15 protein-coding genes and 2 pseudogenes are annotated in these 19,745 nt (G+C 71.6%); 7 read left to right on the top strand and 10 right to left on the bottom strand.

Going from position 1 to position 19,745, the window contains the following annotated elements:
* Window positions 1–4: 4 nt before the first annotated feature.
* The 7 genes and pseudogenes from ACFWTC_RS26055 to ACFWTC_RS26025 all read left to right on the top strand — a co-directional run bounded on the left by ACFWTC_RS26055 (window position 5) and on the right by ACFWTC_RS26025 (window position 5,817).
* On the top strand, window positions 5–784 hold the full coding sequence (locus tag ACFWTC_RS26055; RefSeq protein WP_384028629.1) for a HipA family kinase: 780 nt from the start codon (window positions 5–7) through the stop codon (window positions 782–784).
* Window positions 781–1,176 carry a DUF3037 domain-containing protein gene (locus tag ACFWTC_RS26050; protein ID WP_383925116.1) on the top strand — a complete coding sequence of 132 codons (396 nt, stop codon included), beginning with the start codon at window positions 781–783 and terminating at the stop codon, window positions 1,174–1,176. Before ACFWTC_RS26055 ends, ACFWTC_RS26050 begins: the two co-directional genes overlap by 4 nt.
* Window positions 1,177–1,224: 48 nt before the next feature.
* Window positions 1,225–2,269, top strand: a pseudogene (locus ACFWTC_RS26045) (alcohol dehydrogenase catalytic domain-containing protein).
* A gap of 158 nt (window positions 2,270–2,427) precedes the next feature.
* Complete coding sequence (locus tag ACFWTC_RS26040) at window positions 2,428–3,123, top strand: TetR/AcrR family transcriptional regulator (RefSeq protein WP_383925114.1); 696 nt, start codon at window positions 2,428–2,430, stop codon at window positions 3,121–3,123.
* Window positions 3,120–4,796: an MFS transporter gene (locus ACFWTC_RS26035; protein WP_383925111.1), complete on the top strand. Its 1,677-nt coding sequence runs from the start codon at window positions 3,120–3,122 to the stop codon at window positions 4,794–4,796. The genes ACFWTC_RS26040 and ACFWTC_RS26035 overlap by 4 nt, the downstream gene beginning before the upstream one ends.
* A gap of 58 nt (window positions 4,797–4,854) precedes the next feature.
* Entirely contained in the window at window positions 4,855–5,190 is a 336-nt protein-coding gene (locus ACFWTC_RS26030) for a DUF6204 family protein (protein ID WP_383925108.1), read from the top strand.
* A gap of 72 nt (window positions 5,191–5,262) precedes the next feature.
* Complete coding sequence (locus ACFWTC_RS26025) at window positions 5,263–5,817, top strand: DUF2087 domain-containing protein (protein ID WP_384028631.1); 555 nt, start codon at window positions 5,263–5,265, stop codon at window positions 5,815–5,817.
* A 99-nt stretch (window positions 5,818–5,916) separates the two neighbouring features.
* On the opposite strand, the gene ACFWTC_RS26020 is transcribed toward ACFWTC_RS26025, so the two are convergent.
* From ACFWTC_RS26020 to ACFWTC_RS25975, 10 genes and pseudogenes are all read right to left on the bottom strand, one after another.
* Entirely contained in the window at window positions 5,917–7,266 is a 1,350-nt protein-coding gene (locus ACFWTC_RS26020) for an acyltransferase domain-containing protein (RefSeq protein WP_383925102.1), read from the bottom strand.
* 34 nt (window positions 7,267–7,300) lie between these two features.
* Window positions 7,301–8,260 carry a class I SAM-dependent methyltransferase gene (locus ACFWTC_RS26015; protein ID WP_383925099.1) on the bottom strand — a complete coding sequence of 320 codons (960 nt, stop codon included), beginning with the start codon at window positions 8,258–8,260 and terminating at the stop codon, window positions 7,301–7,303.
* 28 nt (window positions 8,261–8,288) lie between these two features.
* A complete protein-coding gene (gene panD, locus ACFWTC_RS26010; protein WP_383925151.1) occupies window positions 8,289–8,705 on the bottom strand; it encodes an aspartate 1-decarboxylase in 417 nt (138 codons plus the stop codon).
* 14 nt (window positions 8,706–8,719) lie between these two features.
* Window positions 8,720–8,905 (bottom strand): annotated as a pseudogene (locus ACFWTC_RS26005) (cytochrome P450); the annotation flags it as partial.
* Window positions 8,906–9,023: 118 nt separating this feature from the next.
* The gene (locus ACFWTC_RS26000) at window positions 9,024–10,286 is read right to left on the bottom strand and encodes a cytochrome P450 (protein ID WP_384028633.1); all 1,263 of its coding nucleotides are present in this window, start codon (window positions 10,284–10,286) and stop codon (window positions 9,024–9,026) included.
* 79 nt (window positions 10,287–10,365) lie between these two features.
* Window positions 10,366–13,665, bottom strand: a complete 3,300-nt coding sequence (fabD, locus tag ACFWTC_RS25995; protein ID WP_384028635.1) for an ACP S-malonyltransferase — start codon at window positions 13,663–13,665, stop codon at window positions 10,366–10,368.
* Window positions 13,665–14,666 carry a methyltransferase gene (locus ACFWTC_RS25990; RefSeq protein WP_383925090.1) on the bottom strand — a complete coding sequence of 334 codons (1,002 nt, stop codon included), beginning with the start codon at window positions 14,664–14,666 and terminating at the stop codon, window positions 13,665–13,667. The genes fabD and ACFWTC_RS25990 overlap by 1 nt, the downstream gene beginning before the upstream one ends.
* A gap of 20 nt (window positions 14,667–14,686) precedes the next feature.
* Window positions 14,687–17,797 (bottom strand): amino acid adenylation domain-containing protein, encoded by a 3,111-nt coding sequence (locus tag ACFWTC_RS25985; RefSeq protein ID WP_383925087.1) that lies wholly within the window; start codon window positions 17,795–17,797, stop codon window positions 14,687–14,689.
* Entirely contained in the window at window positions 17,794–18,648 is an 855-nt protein-coding gene (locus tag ACFWTC_RS25980) for a hypothetical protein (protein WP_384028637.1), read from the bottom strand. The genes ACFWTC_RS25985 and ACFWTC_RS25980 overlap by 4 nt, the downstream gene beginning before the upstream one ends.
* A 570-nt stretch (window positions 18,649–19,218) precedes the next feature.
* Entirely contained in the window at window positions 19,219–19,629 is a 411-nt protein-coding gene (locus ACFWTC_RS25975; protein ID WP_383925081.1) for a hypothetical protein, read from the bottom strand.
* Window positions 19,630–19,745: the final 116 nt, after the last annotated feature.

Here is a 19,745-nt window from a genome sequence, read left to right as displayed (position 1 = left end):
CGACATGCTGCAAGAAGTAAAAGGAACGCAATATCTGACGGCGCTGCGCGAGGGCGGTTCGCTTCCCGGCATCGTCGAGGCCGACAACGACGGCACCTATGTCGTCAAGTTCCGGGGAGCCGGCCAGGGAAGCGCGGCCCTCGTCGCCGAGATCGTGGTCGGTGAGCTCGGTCGGCACCTCGGCATCCGGGTCCCCGACCTGGTCCTCCTCGACGTGGACGTCGAACTGGCCCGGCGCGAGCCGGACCAGGAGGTGCAACAGCTCCTCCAGGCCAGCACCGGCCCCAATCTGGCCATGGACTTCCTGCCCGGCTCGGTCGGCTACGACGGCATCGCCTGGCGGGCGCCGGCGGAGGAGGCCGCCCGCATCTACTGGCTGGACGCCCTGACGGCCAATGTGGACCGCACCTGGTCCAACCCCAACCTGCTAATCTGGCACCGGCAGTTGTGGGCGATCGACCACGGTGCGGCGCTGATCTTCCAGCACTCGTGGCCGTCGGTGGACGGCTGGGCCAACCGGGACTACGGATTGGGCTCGCACGTCCTGTCCGAGCGGGTGTCCACGCTGACCTCCCCGGTCCTCGACGCCCTCGACGCCGAGCTGGCCGCCCTCGTGACGCCGGAGGCGCTGAAGCGGATCCTCGGACTCGTGCCCGACGACTTCCTGGTCAACATGAACTCGGCGAACGGCGCGGACCCGCAAACCCTGCGCGAACGCTACTGCGAATACCTGCTGGCCCGTCTCGCGGGCGAGCGCGCCTGGTGGCCGGAGGTGGCGGCATGAGCACTCGCGTCTCCCCGTCCCTCGGTTTCGACTACGCGCTGCTGCAAGCCGTTCCCCGCGTGGACCGCGGCGAGCGGATCAACGTCGGCGCGCTGCTCTACTGCAAGCAAGCCGACTTCCTTGCGGCCGAGATCCACATCGACGCCGCACGCCTGCGCGCCCTGGACCCCGCGGTCGACCTGACCGGTGTCACCGACGCCCTTGAAGCGATCCGCGCCATCTGCGCGGGCGACCCTAAGGCCGGCCAGGCCGGCGCCGGCACGCTGCGCTCGCGGTTCGGCTGGCTGACGGCCCCGCGCAGCGCGGTCGTCCAGACCGGACCGGTGCACGGCGGCCTCACGGCGGACCCGACGGCCGAACTGGACCGGCTGATGAACCGTCTGGTGCGCTGAGCCACCGTCCTCCCGCACCACCGCCCACCCCCGTACCGTGGACACCACATGCAGGACGTCATCGATGCCGTCGTGAACGGGGAAGGGGTGCGGGAGGACTTCGCCGCGCTCGCCGCCCCCGAGGCGTACCGGGCCGTCACCTTGCACAAGGACGAGACGGACCTGTTCGCGGGGCTCGCCACCCGCGACAAGGACCCGCGCAAGTCGGTGCACCTGGACCGAACTCGGCCCGGGTGAGGCCCTGGTGGCCGTCATGGCCTCCTCGGTCGACTACAACACCGTCTGGTCGTCCCTCTTCGAACCGCTGCCGACCTTCGGTTTCCTGGAGCGCTACGGCAGGCTCAGCGAGCTCACCAAGCGCCACGACCTGCCGTACCACGTCATAGGCTCCGACCTCGCGGGCGTCGTCCTGCGCACGGGGCCGGGCGTCCATGCCTGGAAGCCCGGTGACGAGGTCGTCGCGCACTGCCTCTCGGTCGAACTGGAGTCCTCCGACGGCCACAACGACAGGATGCTCGACCCCGAGCAGCGCATCTGGGGTTACGAGACGAACTTCGGCGGCCTGGCGGAGCTCGCCCTGGTGAAGTCCACCCAGTTGATGCCCAAACCCCGGCATCTGAGCTGGGAGGAGGCCGCTTCCCCGGGGCTGGTCGCCTCCACCGCGTACCGCCAGCTGGTCTCCCGCAACGGGGCCGGCATGAAGCAGGGCGACAACGTCCTGATCTGGGGTGCCGGCGGCGGACTCGGCTCCTACGCCACCCAGTTCGCCTCGCCGGCGGGGCCAACCCGGTCTGCGTGGTCTCCAGCGCGCAGAAGGCCGACATCTGCCGGGCGATGGGCGCGACCGCGATCATCGACCTCCTCGAACCGGCTGATCTCCAAGGGCAGGATCCACCCCACACTGTCGAAGGTCTACGCGCTGGAGGACACCGGCCAGGCCCTGTGCGACGTCCACCGCAACCTGCACCACGGCAAGGTGGGGATCCTCGCGCTGGCCCCCGAGGAGGGCCTGGGCGTCCGTGACCACGAGCTGCGCGCCCGGCACCTCGACGCCATCAACCGCTTCAGGATCCCGGGGCCGGCGTCCGCCTGACCCTGCGGCTCGGCCACGGGCTGCCACCACGCCTTCGGGCACCGGTGGCAGCCCGTTCGCGTGCGCGCCCCGCAACGCGGCTCCCTCTCTGAACGCGTTTCAGATATGGCTCCGTATTGGGATACAGTCTCGTATCTGGGAAGCGCGTCAAGGAGGCGATGACCATCACCAAGCGACTCACCCGGCAGCAGAGCCGGCAGGTCACCCGCGAGCAGATCCTGCAGTCCGCGGCCGCGCTCTTCGCCGGCCAAGGGGTCAGCGGAACCTCGGTGGAGCAGATCGTCGAGGCCGCCGGGTACACCCGGGGCGCCTTCTACGGCAACTTCGAGGGCAAGCACGAGCTCGTCCTCGCCCTGCTCGAACAGCGGACCCAGCACGAGCTGGAAGAGATCCAGGCGATGAGCCGCGAGGCGGCCACCTTCGAGGAGATGCTCGACCACCTCCGCTCCTGGCACCGCCGGCGCGACGAGAACCTCGCCAGCTGGCTCGCCCTGCGCACCGAACTCTGGCTCTACGGACTGCGCGACCCGGAGCTGCTGCCCGTACTGGCGGACCGCGAGCGCCGCTCCCGGGAGGCGATCGCCCAGTCGCTGGAGCAGGGCTTCACCGCGCGCGGCGTGACCACGCCGGCTCCCGTGGAGCTGCTGGCCCTGATCGTGCACGCGCTGAACGACGGACTGTCCATCCAGCGCGTGCTCTCCCCGGCCGACAGCGGCATGGACTCCGTCGTGGACGTGGTGGAGCTCCTGATGAAGTCCTGGACCGCACTCGCCCGCAGCACCGCAACCGCTGCCGAACCCACCGCGGCACCCACCGCCGAACCCCCGATCGAGAACCTGGAGAAGAACCCATGAACAAGGCAGGGCAGGCAGAAAAGCCGGCGAACACCGGCCCACCTGCCACCCCCGACGCGCCCGAGCCCGACCCGAAGCGGTGGCTCGCGCTGACCGTCCTGCTGGTCGCCACCTTCATGGACCTGCTCGACGCCAACATCATCACCGTGGCGATCCCGAGCATCCAACGCGACCTCGGCGCCTCGACCGTCGCCATCCAGGCGATGACCGCCGGCTACACCCTGAGCTTCGCGGTCCTGCTGATCACGGGCGGCCGGCTCGGTGACATCTTCGGCCGCAAGCGGATGTTCCTCATCGGCGTCAGCGGCTTCGTCCTGGCGTCCGCCATGTGCGCCGCCGCGCCCAGCACCGAATTACTCGTCGTCGCCCGCGCGCTCCAGGGGCTCACCGCCGCGATCATGGTGCCCCAGGTACTCGCGCTCATCCACGTCTCCTTCGCTCCCCAGGAGATCGGCCGCGTCGTCAGCCTCTACGCGAGCATGGTCGGCCTGGCCATCGTCTCCGGTCCCCTCATCGGCGGCGCCCTGATCAGCTGGAGCCCGCTGGACCTCGGCTGGCGCAGCATCTTCGTGGTGAACCTGCCGGTCGGCGTGGTGGCCCTGATCGGCGCCGCGAAGTGGATGCGGGAGTCGAGCTCCCCCCACGCGAAGCGCCTGGACATCATCGGCATGCTGCTGGTGATCCTCGGACTGCTGCTGCTCATGGTGCCGCTGACCCTCGGCCGCGAACTCGACTGGCCGCTCTGGAGCATCGTCTCGCTCGTCGCCTCCGCCCCCGTCCTCGTGCTGTTCGTGGTCTACGAACGCCACAAGACCCGCAAGGACGGCTCGCCCCTGGTGACGCTGTCCCTGTTCAAGGTCCGCGCGTTCGGCGCCGGCATCGGCGTGCAGCTCCTCTTCAGCGCCATCCCCGCCGGCTTCTTCCTCAGCTGGACCCTCTACCTCCAGGCCGGCCTCGGCTGGTCGGCCCTGCACACGGGTCTGACAGCGATCCCGTTCTCCCTGTGCGTGCCGGTCGTCGGCGGTCTCGCCGTCCGCAAGTTCTTCCCGCTCTACGGCCGTTACTGCCTGCTCGCGGGGGCCGTCCTGATGTTCGCGGGCATCGTCTCCTACGCCTGGGCGGCCGACCACTTCGGTCCGGACATCACCTCCTGGCACGCGGTCCCGTCCATGCTCCTGATCGGCTCCGGCATGGGTCTGCTCATGCCCCCGCTGACGGCGCTGGTCCTCAGGGAGGTCAAGCCGCAGGAGGCCGGCGCCGCTTCGGGCATCATCAACGCCACCGGCCAGCTCGGTGCCGCGCTCGGCGTGGCGGTCCTCGGCAGCCTCTTCTTCGCGGCGCTCGCGGGCAACGCCGGGCCGCAGGCTGAACGGGTCGCCCCCACCGTGCAGTCGGTGTCGCCCCAGCAGGCCGCGGATCTCCAGGACTGCGCGACCGAGGCACTCGGCCAGGACGACCTGGCCAAGGTTCCGGACACGTGCTCCACCCTGGTGCAGGGCGCCGACGGCGGCACCCGGGATACGATCAACGGCGCGCTCGGCGAGATCCGCGCGCAGACGTTCGTGTCCACCTACAGCGAGACGCTGTACTGGGCCGCCGGCGGCCTCGTCCCGGTCACCGCCCTCGTGCTGCTCCTGCCGCACCACCGGGTCCGGCGGGAGGAAATGACCTAGTGCGCCGCGCCTCTGACGACCAGTCGAACCTGAGAACCACATCTGGAGACCGCCCATCATGAGCAGCAGTACGACTTACCAGGTCCTCACCCGGGGCAAGTTCGCGCCTCTCGACGAGGAGCAGCGCGCGTCGCTGCTCGCCCAGGTTGACGACCACGGCGTGCTCACCGCCCGGTTCACCGAAGAGGGCACGGTGAACTACGAGCGCGGACTGCACGGATTCACCTTCCGCGTGCTGATCCCCGCGACCGACGACGACACCGAGGAGCTCGTCCTGTCGCAGGCCGAGGAGCTCGCCGTGGCGGCCGTCGCCAAGCTCGGCGCCGGATGCCTCGACCTCAAGTCGGTGTCCACCGACCTGGCCAGCATCAAGATCAAGCGGAAGGGGCGCTGACCCGAAGGTCCCGGCCGGTGCGGCGCCCTGGCGCCGCGCCGGCCCGCACCGGCAGGAATGCGGAACACTCTGATGACACCTGACGAATTCACCCTCGTGATGTCCGACCCGACACTGCGCCGCGTCTTCTCCGCGGTCGCGCTCGGCTCGTCCACCTCGTCCGAGATCCTCACGGCCGCGGGGCTCGACACCCCGGTGGCGGCCAAGGCCATCGGGCAGCTGACCCGGACGGGGCTGCTCGTGCCCGAGGGGCGCGGCCGGCTCGTCGTCAACGAAGGCGCCCTGGAGGAGGCGGCGCAGACCGCTGCCCGCCGCCGGGAGGAGGAGGCCGCCACCGAGCAGCCTGACGCCCGACTGCGCGGCTTCGTGCGCGACCGGGTGCTGGTGGGTCTACCCGAGGAGGCCGACCACGAGGCGCGGCGAACGGTGCTGCGGCACGTGGGGGATGCCACCTTCACCCCGGGCGGGGAGTACGACGAACGCACGGTGACGGAGCGTCTGGAGCCGTGGTGTGAGAGCGGTGTCCTGGACGCCGTGTCACTGCGCCGGGCCCTCGTCGACCTCGGGGTGCTGCGCCGGGAGTCGGGGCTGTACGGCCTCACCGCCGCTCCGGTCGGCGCCGCCTGACACCGATGTGCCCCCGTCCGGACGGGGGCCCATCGGCCTTCGCTCCTCTCTCATGCTGTGACCGGAAAGGTTCACCGGGTCCCGACGCCCGGCACGGCGCTAGGCGGGGGCGGCCCGGCCCGCCGCCACGGGTGCCGGCCGGGGCCGGCGTACCGCCCCCAGTACGGCGGCCTGGTACGGGGTGAGGGAGCTCGCCCGCTCCTGCGGGAACAGCGCGGCCCAGTTCGGCTCCCGCCCGCAGGCGTACAGGGTCCCGAGCGAGGCGAGCATGGAGCGGGCCTCGGCCCGCCGCCTGCCGGAAGGCAGCAGCCATCCCTGCCGTTCCCCGTGTTCGAGGGTCTGGCGCACCGGGCTCAGCAGTACCGGATGGGCGCTGACCTCAACGAACACCTCATGTCCCGCGGCGCCCAGATGCTCCACCGCGGCCGCGAACCGTACCGGTTCCCGCAGGTTGCGCATCCAGTACGCGGCCCCGAGCCCGGCGCCCGGCACGGGCTCGGCCGTCACGGTCGAGTACATCGGCAGGCGGGTGGGGGCCGGCTCCAGGGTGCGCAGGGCGGCGTGCAGATCCTCGCGCAGCTCCTCCACGTAGTGGCTGTGCGAGGCGACCGTCCCCTTGATCACCCGGCAGTAGACGTCCCGCGCCTCCAGCTCGCCGACGAGCGTGGCGAGCGAGCTCGAGTCCCCCGCCAGGACGGTGGAGCGGGGGCTGTTCTCCCCCGCCACGCTGATCCCGCCACCGCTCGCCTCGGCCACCGCCTGCGCCTCGGCGGGTGAGAGTTCCGTCGTGGCCAGCGCCCCCTTGCCGGAGATCCGGCGCAGCAGCGCGCTACGTCGGCAGGCGACCATCAAGGCCTCGCGCAGGGTCAGTGCGCCGGCTGTGTGGGCGGCGGCGATCTCCCCCATGCTGTGCCCGACGACCGCGTCGGGCGTGATCCCCCAGCTGCGCCAGAGCGCCGTCAGGGCGATCTGCAAGGAGACCATCGTCGGCTGGAGGACGTCCAGTTCGTCCAGTCGCGCCTTCTCGGCCGGCAGCTTCAGCTGCTCGACGACGGAGAAGCCGGCGAACTCGCTTACCAGCCGCTCGCAGTGGTGCATCACCTCGCGGAACACCGGCTGCTGCGCATGGAGTTCGCGGCCCATTCCGTACCACTGGGCGCCCTGTCCGGCGAAGACGAACACCAGCCCGGGGCGCCGGGCCGTGACCTCCGCCGGGACCCGCCCAACCTCGCCCGCGCAGGCCTCTTCGAGCTGCGTGTGCAGGTCGTCGTACGAGTCGACGGCGAAGGCGATCCGGTGGTCGCCGGCCGTGCCCGTCGCCGCCTCGTGGCAGTACCGGGCGAGTGAGGGCAGTTCGCGTCCGGCACGGATCCTGTCGATGTGGGCGTACAGCAGGACCTGGAGCAGGTCCTCGGTACCGGCGGCGACGGCGAACAGCCGTGGACTCATGCTTCCCCCTTTCGGTTTCGGCCCGGGCGGCGGGTCATCGGCGGACGGCGATCCGGTGGCGGTAGCTCTCCATCGGCAGGCCAGTCATCCACGGCACGATGCCCAGCTTGCTGAGCGCCTTGATGGAGGGCGGCGGCTGGTAGCCCGCGAACATGCCGCCGAACATGAGGATCTGGCTGTGCGCGGCGATCTGGCGTACCAGCGGGTTCATGCGCTGCTTGCCGAGGGTGGTGCGGAAGTGGCTGCCGGGTGCCATCCGGCGGCGGACGGCCGCGCGGACCCGGTCCGAGATGTCGTGGTCGGCCGTCCATTCCAGGCCCTCGGTCTCCTCCGCCGTGCGCCGCATGGTCTCCGTGCGCTGTCGGGTGTAGACGTCGATGTGGCTGAGGAAGCCGCCGGGGCGCAGCACGCGTGCGGCCTCGGCGAGGAACCTGCCGAGGTCGGGGTAGGTGTGCGAGCTCTCGATGTTGACGAGCACGTCCACGGAGCCGTCCTCGAAGGGCAGGTCCTCCGCGTCGCCGTGGACGAAGGTGAGCGCGTCGCCCCGGGACAGGGTGGCGGTGGCCCGTGCGACGGCCTTCGGTGACAGGTCCAGGCCGGTCATGCGGGCGCCGGGGGCGATGCGGGAGAGGAGGTTGAGGCCCTCGCCCATGCCGCAGCCGACTTCCAGGACGTGGCGTCCGGCGTAGTCGTCGAAGTCGAGGGGGAGCTCGCGCAGGGCGAGGAAGTAGAGCTGCTCGCTGAAGCCGTCGGTCCAGGGATCGCCGAAGCCGGGCACGCGGGCGCGGATCTCCTCGACGAGGGCGGGGTCGTGCATGCCCCAGTTCCACAGGGCCCCGGGGCCGGAGAGCGTGGCGGCCATGTCGTAGATGGTGGCGCTGGCGGACTTCATGCCGACGGCGTTCTCGCCGCGGCGGGCGGTGCCGGCCTCGTCGAGGTTGATGTCCGCGAGACCGCTGGTGAAGGCGGTCATGACGTCAGGGGTGGCACTCATGTGGGTCTCCGGTGAGCAGGGTGGGTGGTCAGGTGCTGACGGTGTCGCCGCGCACCAGACCGAAACCTTCGGGTACGTCGGCGGGGTCGGTGCCGGTCGTGACGGGTCGGTTGCCGGCGTCGACGAAGACCACACTCGGTTCGTACGAGCGGGCGTGCTCCTCGCTCATGGAGGCGTAGGAGATGATGATGACGAGGTCGCCGGGGTTGATGAGGTGGGCCGCGGCGCCGTTGATGCCGATGACCCCGCTGTCGGCCTCGCCCTGGATGACGTAGGTGCTGAGGCGGGCCCCGTTGTCGACGTCGACGATGTCGACCTTTTCGCCGGGCAACAGGTTCGCGGCGGCCATCAGAGTGGAGTCGATGGTGACGGAGCCCACGTAGTGCAGGTCCGCCTGGGTCACCGTCGCACGGTGGATCTTGGACTTGAACATCTCTCGGTACAGCACGTTCTCTCCGTTCACCAGGTCACCGGTAGCTCTTGGACGCCGTAGATGATCACGTCCAGGCGGGTGCGGACCTCGGCGGCGGGGACGCCGAGGCGCAGCCCCGGGAAGCGTCCGAACAGGGCCTCGAAGGCGACCCGCAGTTCCAGCCTGGCGAGTTGCTGGCCCGCGCACTGGTGGACGCCGTGCCCGAAGGCGAGGGGAACTCCATGCGGGCGACCGGGTGGTCAGCGCGGAGCACGCCCAGTTCGGGTGCGGGGTCGAAGGGGCACCGGCCCCGGGTCATCGGCAGACCCGGGACCGTGGGAAGGCCGTCGGTCATCGCACCTCGTTCCCCGGGGACAGGCGGACGGGAAGACGCTGCATCGAGAGCAGGTAGCGCGGCTCGATCTCCTGCGGGTCGACGGCCAGCGACAGGTCGGGGAACCGCTTGAACAGTGCGGTCAGGGCGACCTCCCCCTCGATCAGGGCGAGGCTGGCGCCCAGGCAGTAGTGCGCGCCCCGGCCGAAGCCCAGGTGCGGGTTCTGCTCGCGGGTGACGTCGAGGCGTCCGGGCTCCTCGAAGACCTCGGGGTCCCGGTTCGCGGCGGCCAGCACCACCTGGATGGCCTCTCCGGGTTGCACCTTCACTCCGCCGATCTCGACGGGCTCGGTGGCGAAGCGGCGGAAGGTGTGCTTCACGGGCGCGGTGTGGCGCACGAGTTCGGCGACGGCCCGGCTGCCGAGGGAGGGGTCGTTCTTCAGCAGCTCCAGCTGATCGGGGTGCTGGAGCAGGGTGAAGGCCCCGAGCGCGACGAGGTTGCGGACGGTCTCGTGGCCGGCCTGTACGAGGACCATCGCCAGGGCGGTCAGCTCGTCGTCGGTCAGCCGGTCGCTGTCCTCCTCGTGGACCTGCACGAGTTCGGAGATCAGGTCGTCGCGCGGCTCGGCCTGGCGGGCGGCGATCAGTTCCCGGGTCACCCGGGCCATGCCCCGTACGGCCGGGGCGAACTGCTCGGGGTTCGGGCGCAGGGCCTGGGCGAGAGTCTCGCTCCACTCGCGCCACTGCTCGCGGTACTCCTCGTCGACGCCGAGGAGTTCACAGATGACGATGATGGCCAGGGGGTGCGCGTAGTCCGCGATCAGATCGGGCTCGGACTTGCCGGCGAGGTCGTCCAGCAGCCGCTCCGCCACGCGTTCGACGGCCGGGGTCAGGGCCAGCATCCGCCGGGCAGACAGGGCCCGGGTGACGAGGCGGCGGACCCTCATGTGGTCCTCACCGTCCATGGTCAGCAGGGTGGAGTCGAACATGTCGACGATGTCCTCGGGGATGCCCCGGCTGAGCATGCTCTCGCGGTGGGAGTCGCCCGGCGGGCGGCTGCGCAGGGTCGGCTCGCCGAGTACCGTCTTGACGTCGTGGTGTCCGGTGACCACCCAGACGTCGCTGCCGTCGGCGAACTTCCCGCGGCAGACGGGCCGGGGGCCGCCGAGCCAGCGCTCCCCCGCCTTCGGGTCGGTGATGAACTTCGGGTCGGACAGGTCGAACTCGCTCGCCAAGTGGTCCGACACGGTGCTGGGTTCCGGTGTGGGGGTCTCGGTCATGCAGTCTGCCTCGCTCGGTGCTGGGAATGTCGATCGTGCGGGTGATGTGGTGTGCGTGGTCTCGCTGCCCCTTCGAAAGTCAGGAGCTGCGGCTTCGGAGCCCGCGGCCCACGACCTCGGCGGCCCCGGCCATCAGGCGCTCGGCGAGCACGTCGGCGTGCCGGTCCCGCCAGGCGTGCAGCGGTGTGCGGGCCAGCCACCGGTTGCAGGCGCCGAGGGCCGGTCCGCAGGGGATCTGGTAGTCGGCGACGCGGCCCGGCGTGCCCTCGATCGCCCAGGTGGCCGCCTGGGCGCAGTACCAGCGGAAGACGAGCGCCATGCGCCGCTTGGGGTCGAGGGCGGACTCGGCGGAATTGCCGAGACGGGCGAGGATCTCCTCGAAGGGGGCCCCCAGATAGTCGCGCTCCACCTTCGCGCGCACCGCGGCAGGTACCGCTTCCCAGGAGTCGTGGTTGCGCCACAGGTCGTGGAGCTTTCCCGCGCGGGCGTGGAACAGCACGCCCTTGCGCAACACCCTTGCCCGGCCGCCCAGTTCGAAGAGGTCTCCGTAGGGCGCGAAGGCGGTGTCGTGGACGTCAGCCTCCTGGAGGAGGTCCTTGGCCGCCGCGCTGGTCCCGCTCTCGGCGGTGCACGCGTTGATGGAGCCGGTGAGGACGAAGTCGGCGCCCAGGACGAAGGAGGCAGCCGCCGACTCGGGGGCTCCGATGCCGCCCCCGGCCCCGATGCGCACGGCCCCGGCCACTCCGCCGAGCTCCGCACGCAGTCCGCGCAGCGCGGGCAGCAGCGCCCACAGGGTCGCCATGTCGGAGTGGTCCCCGGCGTCCCCTACCGCGCAGACGTCGTCGGCGAACGCGACGCGTGCGCCCGCCTCGGCCTCCTCGGCGGTGAGCAGCCCCTCCGCCACCAGCCGGCTCACCAGCGCGGCGGGCGGTGGCTCCAGGAACAGGCGGGCGGCGTCCGGCCGGGTCACCTTCGCCAGGATCTTGCGGGGCACGTGCGCGGTGCCGTCCGCCAGTACCCGGGCGCCGGTCAGCCGGTGCCGTACGAGGGCGGGCGTCGCCTCAACGTGGGTGGAGGCCTCCACGAAGCGGACGTCGTCCCGAATCAGTACGTCGATCAGATCGGACTCGGCCCGAGGGTCGAAGGGGTCGTGCGTGACGTTGACCCCGAACGGCGCCCCGGCCGGGACGCGTGCGCGGATCGCGGCGACCGCCGAGGCCACGTCCCGGGCCAGGAGCCCCGAGGCGCCGTAGTAGGAGAGCAGTCCGGCCCCGGCCATCCGGGCGACCAGGTCGACGGAGCCGACCCCGCGCCGCATCCCTCCCGCGGCGTAGGCGAGGCGGACGCCGTAGTCCCGCCGGAAGTCCTCCGACCCGAGCGACCCGGCGGAGGCCGTCGCGGGGCGTACGGGCGCGACCGGCGCGGGCTCGGTACGGACGGCCTCGGTACGGACGGCCTCGGACCGCCGGGGCCCGGCGGGCTCGGCAGCGGGGAGGGGGGTCGCCTCGTTTCGGATCCGGTCGATGAGCTTGGTCAGCACCTGCCCCGGACCGAGCTCGCGCACCCGGAAGTCGCCCTGGCCCATCAGGAGCCGGACACTGTCGGTCCAGCGCACCGGCGAGGCGATCTGCCGTCGCAGGGTGGCGGCCACCTCTCCCGCCGCGTAGGGCCGTCCGTCCACGTTGGCGATCACCGGGATCTTCGGCGGCGCGAAGGCGGTGGCGTCCAGCAGCCGGCCGAACTCCTCGGCGGCGGCGGCCATGTACCGGCTGTGGAAGGGCGCGCTGACGTTCAGCGGCGCGCACCGCGCCCCGGCCGCCTTCAGCGCGGGCAGCGCCCGGTTGACCGAGTCCGCGGGACCGGCGATCACGGTCTGGGTGGGCGCGTTGTAGTTGGCGATGTCGATGTCGGAGAGGCCCTCGTCGCTCAGGACCCGCTCCACGAGCGCGGCGTCGACGTACGAGACGGCGGCCATCGTGCCACCCGTGATCTGCCCCATGAGCCGGCCGCGCTCGGCGACCAGGCGCAGGCCCGTCTCGAAGTCGTACACCCCGGCGGCGAACAGGGCGGAGAACTCACCCAGGCTGTGCCCGAGGACGTAATCGGGCAGGCGCCCGCCCTCGCTCACGGCCGCCAGCCAGGTGAGGGAGTTGACCACGTACAGCGCGGGCTGGGTGTAGCGGGTGTTCCGCAGATTGCGGCCCGGGTCCTCCAAACACAGCTCCCGAACAGAGTAGCCGAGGACGGCGTCGGCGCGGGCGACGAGCTCGGGGAAGCGGTCGAACACCTCCCGGCCCATGCCCTTGGCCTGCGCGCCCTGCCCGGGGAAGACGTGGACGTCGAGCGTCGGCGCGGCGGCGGACCGGTGCGCTGCGGTCGCTGCGGGAGCGCTCACGGGGTTCACCTCGATTCTTGCGGGGGTGGCGGCGAGGCGGGGGCGCGCGTCGAGGACGGCCCGGTACAGCACCTCGTCGCGGGCGTACGGGGACAGCAGGGGCAGCACGTGGGAGCCGCTGCCCTCCGGCAGCGCGGCCCGCACCAGGTTCGCCATGGACCCGGAGGGCCCGAGGTCGAGGAAGAGCAGGTCGTCCCGTGCCAGGAGCGGGCCCAGCGCCCGGGTCAGGTCGAAGGGTTCGCGGAGCACCCGCCACAGGTGCGCGGGGTCGGGTATCCGCACGGTCGTGCCGGTGGTGCCGGAGATCAGCGGGATCGTGGCCGGCTTCATGGCCAGGTCGCCGATCAGGTCCTTGAACACGCCCTCGACCGGGTCGATCAGGGGCGAGTGGAAGGGGAACAGGACGGGCAGCCGCTGGCAGAGCGTGCCGGCGGCGTGGAGGTGCCGTTCGATCCGGTCCAGGACCCCGGCGGTGCCAGCCAGGACGAAGTTCTCCGGCGAGTTCACGGCGGCGACGTGCGCCCCCGCGAGGGCCGGGTCGCGGTCGGCGAGTCCCGCGTCGGCCAGGACCGCGAGCATTCCGCCCCGCGGGCACTCGGCCTCGAAGACGTCGACCTGACGCAGCAGGGAGCGCAGGCACGCGTCCGGGTCGACGGCGCCCGCGACGGCCGCCGCCGCGACCTCCCCGAGGCTGGCACCGAGCACCGCGCCGGGTTCGAACCCGTGGCTCCGGAGCATCCGCGCCAGCGCGTACTCGACCATGAAGATGGCCGGCTGGGTGAGGGAGAACTGCGTCATCGGGTGCTCGGGGCCCCGGCCGGCGCCGTGGATCGCCTCGATCACCGAATCGCCGCGCACCTCGCGGACCGTCGCGTCCAGGGAGTCGAGGGCTTCACGGAAGGCGGCGTCGGCCCCGTAGAGCCACTTGCCCATGCCGTGGTACTGGGAGCCCTGGCCCGCGAACAGGAAGACCGGCGTGAGCATCAGGAGACACGCAGGGAGGATTCGAACACCTTGTGCTGTGTCGGCAGTTGCCCGACCGACTCCACGACGAAGCCGGCCTCCTCGAGGGCGCGCCGCATGGCGGGCTCGTCCAGTCCGGTGGTGCCCTCGTCGCAGGCCACGGCCTGGAACATCGCCCGCCAGCCGTCGATGTCGTTCTCCACCAGCGGCTCCACGACGAGCAGCCGGGCGTCCGCGGGGCTGTCGGCCATGGCGGTGGCGACGGTGCGCAGGATCCGGACGCAGTTCTCGTACGTCCAGTCGTGCAGCACGTTCTTCAGCAGGTAGCGGTCGGCTCCGGCGGGGAGCTCGACGAAGAAGTCGCTCGGGGTGAAGTCGATGCGATCGAGCACGTCCTCCTTCGCGACCCGCTCCAGGGCCGTGCGGCCCCTGGCGCAGACGCTGGCCCGGTCGGCGACGGTGCCGCGCAGGTCCGGGTGGGCGGCCAGCAGTCCGGGGAGCAGCCCGCCGCTCCCGCCGCCCACGTCGACGACCGTCTTCACGGCGCTGAAGTCGTGCAGGCCGAGCAGGCACTGGGCCACCGGCGTCGCCAGGTCGACCATGCCCTTGTCGAACAGGTCCGCCGTCTCGGGGTGGGTCTCCAGGTAGCCGTAGAGGGACTCCCCGAACACCTCCTGGAAGCCGGACTTGCCTGTCTTCACGGTGTGCATCAGGCCGGCGAAGGCGTCGTCGTACAGCTCGGCGGCGAGGATGGCGAAGTGGCGCTGGGTGAAGGGGTGGTCCGCGCGCAGCGGCGCGTAGGCCTCGGCCAGCCGGAACTTCTCCCCGTCGCGCTCCAGGACTCCCGGCACGGTGAGCATCTGGAGGAGGCGGTGGAGAATGTCGGGGTCGGTCTCGGTGCGCTCGGCGAGTTCGGCCGAGGTCATCGATCCGCCGTCGAGGATGTCGGCTATCTCCAGTCGGGCGGCGACCGCGAGGGCCCGGGCGAACCAGCCGCTGACGGCGAGCTTGAGGATTTCCATGAGCGTCTCTTTCGGTTCCGTCAGGCGAGCCGGCGCAGCCGGTCGGCCAGGGCGGCGGGGGTGGGGGTCTCGAACACGTCGGTCAGCGCGAGCCGGACACCGGTGATGTCCTTGATCCGCTGGGCGAGGGAAACGGCCAGCAGCGAGTGTCCGCCGTTGGCGAAGAAGTGCGCGCCGGCGTCGAGGTCGCCGCGGTCCAGCAGTTCGGCGAACAGGCCGACGACGGTGGCCGTCAGGTCGTCCCCGGCCCCGGCATCGCCGACGACGGCCGGGCCGGAGTGCCGGGCCGCCCGTTCGGCGAGGGCCAAATGGTCAACCTTGTCACTGCCGGTACGGGGGAAGGCGTCCACGGCGATGAACCGGTGCGGGACGACCGAGCGCGGGAGCTGCCCGTGCGCGTGGTCCCACAGTTCGTCCACGGCCTCGGGGCGGCCCGGGACCCGGACGAAGGCGGCCAGGTGGCCGTCCGCCCCGGGATCGCCGACGACCACGACGGCCGCCGCCTCGACGTCGGGGTGGGCGAGCAGGACCGCCTCGATCTCGGCGGGTTCGATCCGGTTGCCGCGCAGCTTGACCTGCCGGTCCATCCGGCCGAACAGGTCGATCCTGCCGTCGGTCCGCCAGCGGGCCACGTCTCCCGAGCGGTGGAAGCGCCCGTACTCGGCGTTCTCCCCGAAGCGTTCCGCGGTCAGGTCGGGCCGCTCGTGGTAGCCGGAGGCGACGCCGGCGCCCGCGACGCACAGCTCTCCGCGGAGGCCGACCGGGAGCGGCCTGCCGTGCGGGTCTGCGATGAAGATCCGGGTGTTGGCGACGGGCGAGCCGACGTCCACCTTTCCGTCGTGGCCGGCCGGTACGCGGCCGGCGGTCGCCCAGATCGTGCTCTCGGTGGGGCCGTAGACGTTCCACAGTTCGGCGCCGGCTTCGAGCAGCCGGGTGGCCAGCTCGGCGGGCAGGGGTTCGCCGCCGGTGAGGAGGACGCGTCCAGCCGTCACGTCCGCGGCCTCGTGGGCGACGAGCCGCCACGTCGTGGGGGTCGCCTGCAGCAGGCCGATGTCGTGGGCGGTGACGGCGGCCGCCAGCAGGGTGCCGTCCGTGCGCGCCTCGTCCGGGAGCACCACCGTGTGGCCGCCGTGGAGCAGCGGCATCATCAGTTCGAGCGAGGAGGTGTCGAAGCTGTACGTGCTGAGCCAGCCGGTGGGGCGCGTGGAGCCGGCCACGCCGAAGCGTTCGGCGTAGTCGACGATGTGGTTGACGAGGCTGCCGTGCCGGATCGGGATGCCCTTGGGCTTACCGGTCGAGCCGGAGGTGTGGATCACGTACGCGAGGGTGTCGGGGTCGGCCTTCACCGCCGCCTCGTCCACCGGCACCTGGGGCACCTGCTCCCAGTCCGTGGCGGGCACGGCGGCGTGGCCCTCCGGGGCGGTGATCCCGGCGCCGACGATGACGACGCGGGCCCGTGTGTCGTCGAGCTGGTAGGTCAGGCGCTCCACGGGGTGGTTCGGGTCGAGCGGCAGGTAGGCCGCGCCCGCGAGCCAGGTGCCGAACACCGAGGCGGCCAGCGCGGCGCCGCGCGGCAGGAGGAGCGCGACGACGTCGCCGGGGCGTACGCCGGCCTCGGCCAGCCGGGCGGCCGTGTCGACGGCCGCGGACCACAGGGCGCCGTACGTGGCCGTGCGGTCGCCCTCCCGTACGGCAACGGCCGTGGGGTCGGCGGCGGCGCGGCGGGCGAAGCCGGTGAGTACCGATCGCAGGCCTATCGCGCGGTCCGTGGCGTTGGCGGCGTCGATGACCTTGTGGTCGCGGGCCGACCAGGACGGCAGGGAGGCGATCGGGGTGTCCGCCCCGGTACCCAGCGCGACCAGCAGGGCGTCGTAGCGCAGGACCATCAGTTCGACGTCCGACCGGTCCAGCACCCCGGTGTAGAACGCGGCGCGCACCGTGGCGGTCTCCTGGTTCGCCGAGACGAAGAATTCGAGGTCGAACTGGCTGAAGCCGTTCTCGACGACGAGGAGTTCGGCCTCGGCACCGGCGAGGGTGAAGGTGCGCTGGTCCTCGGCGAAGGGGACGTAGTTGAAGACGTGCTTGAACAGCGCGTTGCGCCAGCCGGAGCCGTCGCGTTCGACCATGTCGAGCACGTCGTCGGTCGGTACGTCCCTGTGCGCCATCGCCTCCATGAAGGTCCGCCGGGTCAGGGCCGTGAGGTCCCGGAAGGTGGCGTCACGGTCGAGCAGCAGGCGCAGGACGACGAGGTTGCTGTGGTAGCCGACCGCGTCCACCGCCTCGCGGGGGCGGGTGTTGACCGGCGAGCCGATGGTGAGGTCGGGCCCGGCGCCGTGCGCGGCGAGGAGGACCGCGTAGGCGGTGAGGAGGACGACGGACTCCGGCGCCCGCAGCTCGCGCTGGAGACGGCGTACGACGTCGTGGGCCTCGGGTGACAGGACGTGGGTGACCTCGTCGCCCCGGAGGGTGGTGACGGGCTGGTCGCGCTGTTCGCAGAGGAGTTCCAGGCCCGAGGAGCGGAAGCCTGCCATCTGCTCCCGCCAATAGCCGCGGCTCTCGGGGGACGGTGCGGGCTCACGCAGGGCGGGCACCTCGGCGGGGGCGGGGTGGTCGCTCCCCAGTACCGCCTCGTAGAGGGTGACGAACTCGGCGCGCAGGATGGCCGTCGACTGCACGTCCGACACGGCGTGGTGGAGGGCCAGGCACAGCACGTCGGCGTCCGGCCCGTGCAGCAGCAGGGCGCGTACGAGGGAGCTGCCGTCCGGGGTGAACGGGCGGGCCACGAAGGCCGTCAGGACGGCCGGTTCGTCCGCCGCGCTGCCGTGGTGCTCCGCCTCCTCCAGCCCGACGGCCAGGGACGGCACGACGGCCTTGGTCAGCTCGGCGCCCTCGCGGTGGTAGACCGTGCGCAGCACCTCGAAGCGCTCCGTCAGGAGTCGCAGGGCGTGCGCGGTGGCGGCGGCGTCGAGGCGGCCCCGTACGCGCAGGGCCAGCGACAGGTTGTTGGCGCCGCTGCCGGGGACCAGCTCGTCGAGGAGCCAGAGGGTGGTCTCCTTGCGGCTCGCCGGTACGCGCCCGGCCGCGGGACCAGAGCCGTCCTGGGCCGGGGTGGCCGTGGTTTCGGCGCTCACGCGTGCTCCCCCGGGCGGCTCGCAAGGACTCCGGCCACGGCTTCGGCGATGGCGGGGGTGCGCAGCAGGTCCCGGTGCTCGACCTCGAAGCGCCGCTCGTCCGCGACCTCGATGGGGGCGACGCCGGGTGTGGTGCGCATCCGGTTCAGTCCGCTGGTCGCACTGGCGGAGGTGACGACCGTGGCCCCCTTCCAGCCGGGGCGCGGGTCGAGACCGGCGGCGGTGGCGAGGTAGGACATGAACGAGCCGACCAGCTGGACCAGTTCGCCGGCGTAGTCCTCGTCGAGTCCGGCCCGCCGCAGCGCCGTGGTGCCGATCGGGCGGAAGGCCGCGTACAGCCCGGCGGCGAAGGTGGCCGGGACCATGTCGGGCTGCCCGGCGAGCCGCTCGGCGGCGCCGGACAGCTCGGCTATCTCCTCCGGGGTCAGAACGGTGGTCATGTTTCCGACGACCCGGCCGAACTGGAGGTGGACGGTGGGCACGTCGACCAGTTCGGGGTCGAACAGCACCACACGGGGGGCGGTCGACTGCCGTGCGCCGATCTTCTCGGCGAGCGCGCCGGCGAAGACGGAGCCCGCACAGTAGCCGAGCACGGCGCGGACCGTGCGACCGGAGGCGGCCACCTCGGAGAGCCAAAGCTCCAGGTAGCTGTCGTCCAGGGCGTCGGTCTCGGGGTCGCGGACCGGGGCGACGGTCTGCCACAGGTCGCAGTCCAGCTTCAGACCGGGCGCCAGATCGGCGAATCCGCCCTCGTTCCTCCCCGTCACCGGGAAATCGGCCGCGAGCACGATATCGGTGTCGGCGTCGGATCCTGCGTCCGAAACGATATTCCACACGGTGGGGCTGGGCATATCAAGATCCCCCGAAAGTAAAAGTTTCATCGATTTGCTTCCTCGACCATCTCCGGCCAGACCAGGCCAGATCCTAGGGTCGTCAATCGATGCTGTCCACAAAGAACCGATCATGGACCGCCCCCCATCCGGACGAGGAAACTCCGAACCGCGAGGGGATCACGCCAAGGAATTTCGGACACGACGGACGGGGTTTCCGCCAACCCACATCACCTCCCGGCCCCATTTCCAGGAAGTTTCATAGGGCACACACCTCTTCGGGCCCGCGGGGACCGACCGCGGAAGCCGACTGGAGTCCCCCGGGGAGAACTTCCAGGATGTCCCGATCTGTCGTGTGACAGCCACCATACGAGACAGCTTCCGACGGCAATCGCCGACTCTGGATCCTCTGACGCGGCAGAGGCGTGCAGAGGCACCGGCCGGGGCCCTCGGAGCAGCGAAATGCGGGCCACGGCGGGCAGTGCACCCCACCCCCGACCGCGAGCCTGTCGAGTGACACGCCAACCACATCGACGACCAGTGGCGTCCCGGGTCGCGAGTGGGCCGACCGCGTCAACCAGGGCTTCCGGCTCAAGAACCGCCGGCAATGGATCTCCGCACTCCTGACCGAAATTCGAGGCCGCATTCCAAGGCGGCCGACGCCGGCCGCATACACGACTGCCCGCGGCGGTCTGCCATGGCGCGCTCCACCGCCAACTCGGGGCCGCGTTCCTGATTCCCGGTCGACTCCTGCTCACCTGCTCGCATGTCGTCGCCGCCATTGCGGGCCTCCCGGACGACCAGCCTTTGCCCGCGGCCCTTCCCGATACCGTCGACTTCCCGCTGCTTCCCGGCTGCCCTGTGGCAGCAACGACGGTGTGCTTCAGCGTTCCGGTGGCCGCCGACAACAGCGGTGATGTCGCCGTGCTGCGATTGGCCGACCAGCCGCCGGAAAGCGCTGTCGCGCTGCGGATGCTGGAATCCGACCACCTTGCTGGACACCGCTGGCGGGCGTGGGGGGGGCGGGGGGGTGGGGGGCCCCACAGCCGCCCAGACGCCCGGGGGGGGGGCCCCCGGCCCCCACCGGGGGGGGGGAGTAAAAAAAAAAAAAAGAGGCG

Source organism: Streptomyces sp. NPDC058619, assembly GCF_042717785.1.
In the GTDB taxonomy this organism is placed as follows: Bacteria; Actinomycetota; Actinomycetes; order Streptomycetales; family Streptomycetaceae; genus Streptomyces.
This window is presented reverse-complemented; position numbering and strand designations above follow the sequence as displayed.

What these genes read in the sequence shown, in the direction of transcription:
- ACFWTC_RS26015 (WP_383925099.1), bottom strand. Translation starts at nt 8,260, where the DNA reads ATGAGTGCCACCCCTGACGTCATGACCGCCTTCACCAGCGGTCTCGCG.
- ACFWTC_RS26050 (WP_383925116.1), top strand. Translation starts at nt 781, where the DNA reads ATGAGCACTCGCGTCTCCCCGTCCCTCGGTTTCGACTACGCGCTGCTG.
- ACFWTC_RS26025 (WP_384028631.1), top strand. Translation starts at nt 5,263, where the DNA reads ATGACACCTGACGAATTCACCCTCGTGATGTCCGACCCGACACTGCGC.
- ACFWTC_RS25980 (WP_384028637.1), bottom strand. Translation starts at nt 18,648, where the DNA reads ATGCCCAGCCCCACCGTGTGGAATATCGTTTCGGACGCAGGATCCGAC.
- ACFWTC_RS26040 (WP_383925114.1), top strand. Translation starts at nt 2,428, where the DNA reads ATGACCATCACCAAGCGACTCACCCGGCAGCAGAGCCGGCAGGTCACC.
- fabD (WP_384028635.1), bottom strand. Translation starts at nt 13,665, where the DNA reads ATGCTCACGCCGGTCTTCCTGTTCGCGGGCCAGGGCTCCCAGTACCAC.
- ACFWTC_RS26055 (WP_384028629.1), top strand. Translation starts at nt 5, where the DNA reads ATGCTGCAAGAAGTAAAAGGAACGCAATATCTGACGGCGCTGCGCGAG.
- ACFWTC_RS26030 (WP_383925108.1), top strand. Translation starts at nt 4,855, where the DNA reads ATGAGCAGCAGTACGACTTACCAGGTCCTCACCCGGGGCAAGTTCGCG.
- ACFWTC_RS26035 (WP_383925111.1), top strand. Translation starts at nt 3,120, where the DNA reads ATGAACAAGGCAGGGCAGGCAGAAAAGCCGGCGAACACCGGCCCACCT.
- ACFWTC_RS26020 (WP_383925102.1), bottom strand. Translation starts at nt 7,266, where the DNA reads ATGAGTCCACGGCTGTTCGCCGTCGCCGCCGGTACCGAGGACCTGCTC.
- ACFWTC_RS26000 (WP_384028633.1), bottom strand. Translation starts at nt 10,286, where the DNA reads ATGACCGAGACCCCCACACCGGAACCCAGCACCGTGTCGGACCACTTG.
- ACFWTC_RS25990 (WP_383925090.1), bottom strand. Translation starts at nt 14,666, where the DNA reads ATGGAAATCCTCAAGCTCGCCGTCAGCGGCTGGTTCGCCCGGGCCCTC.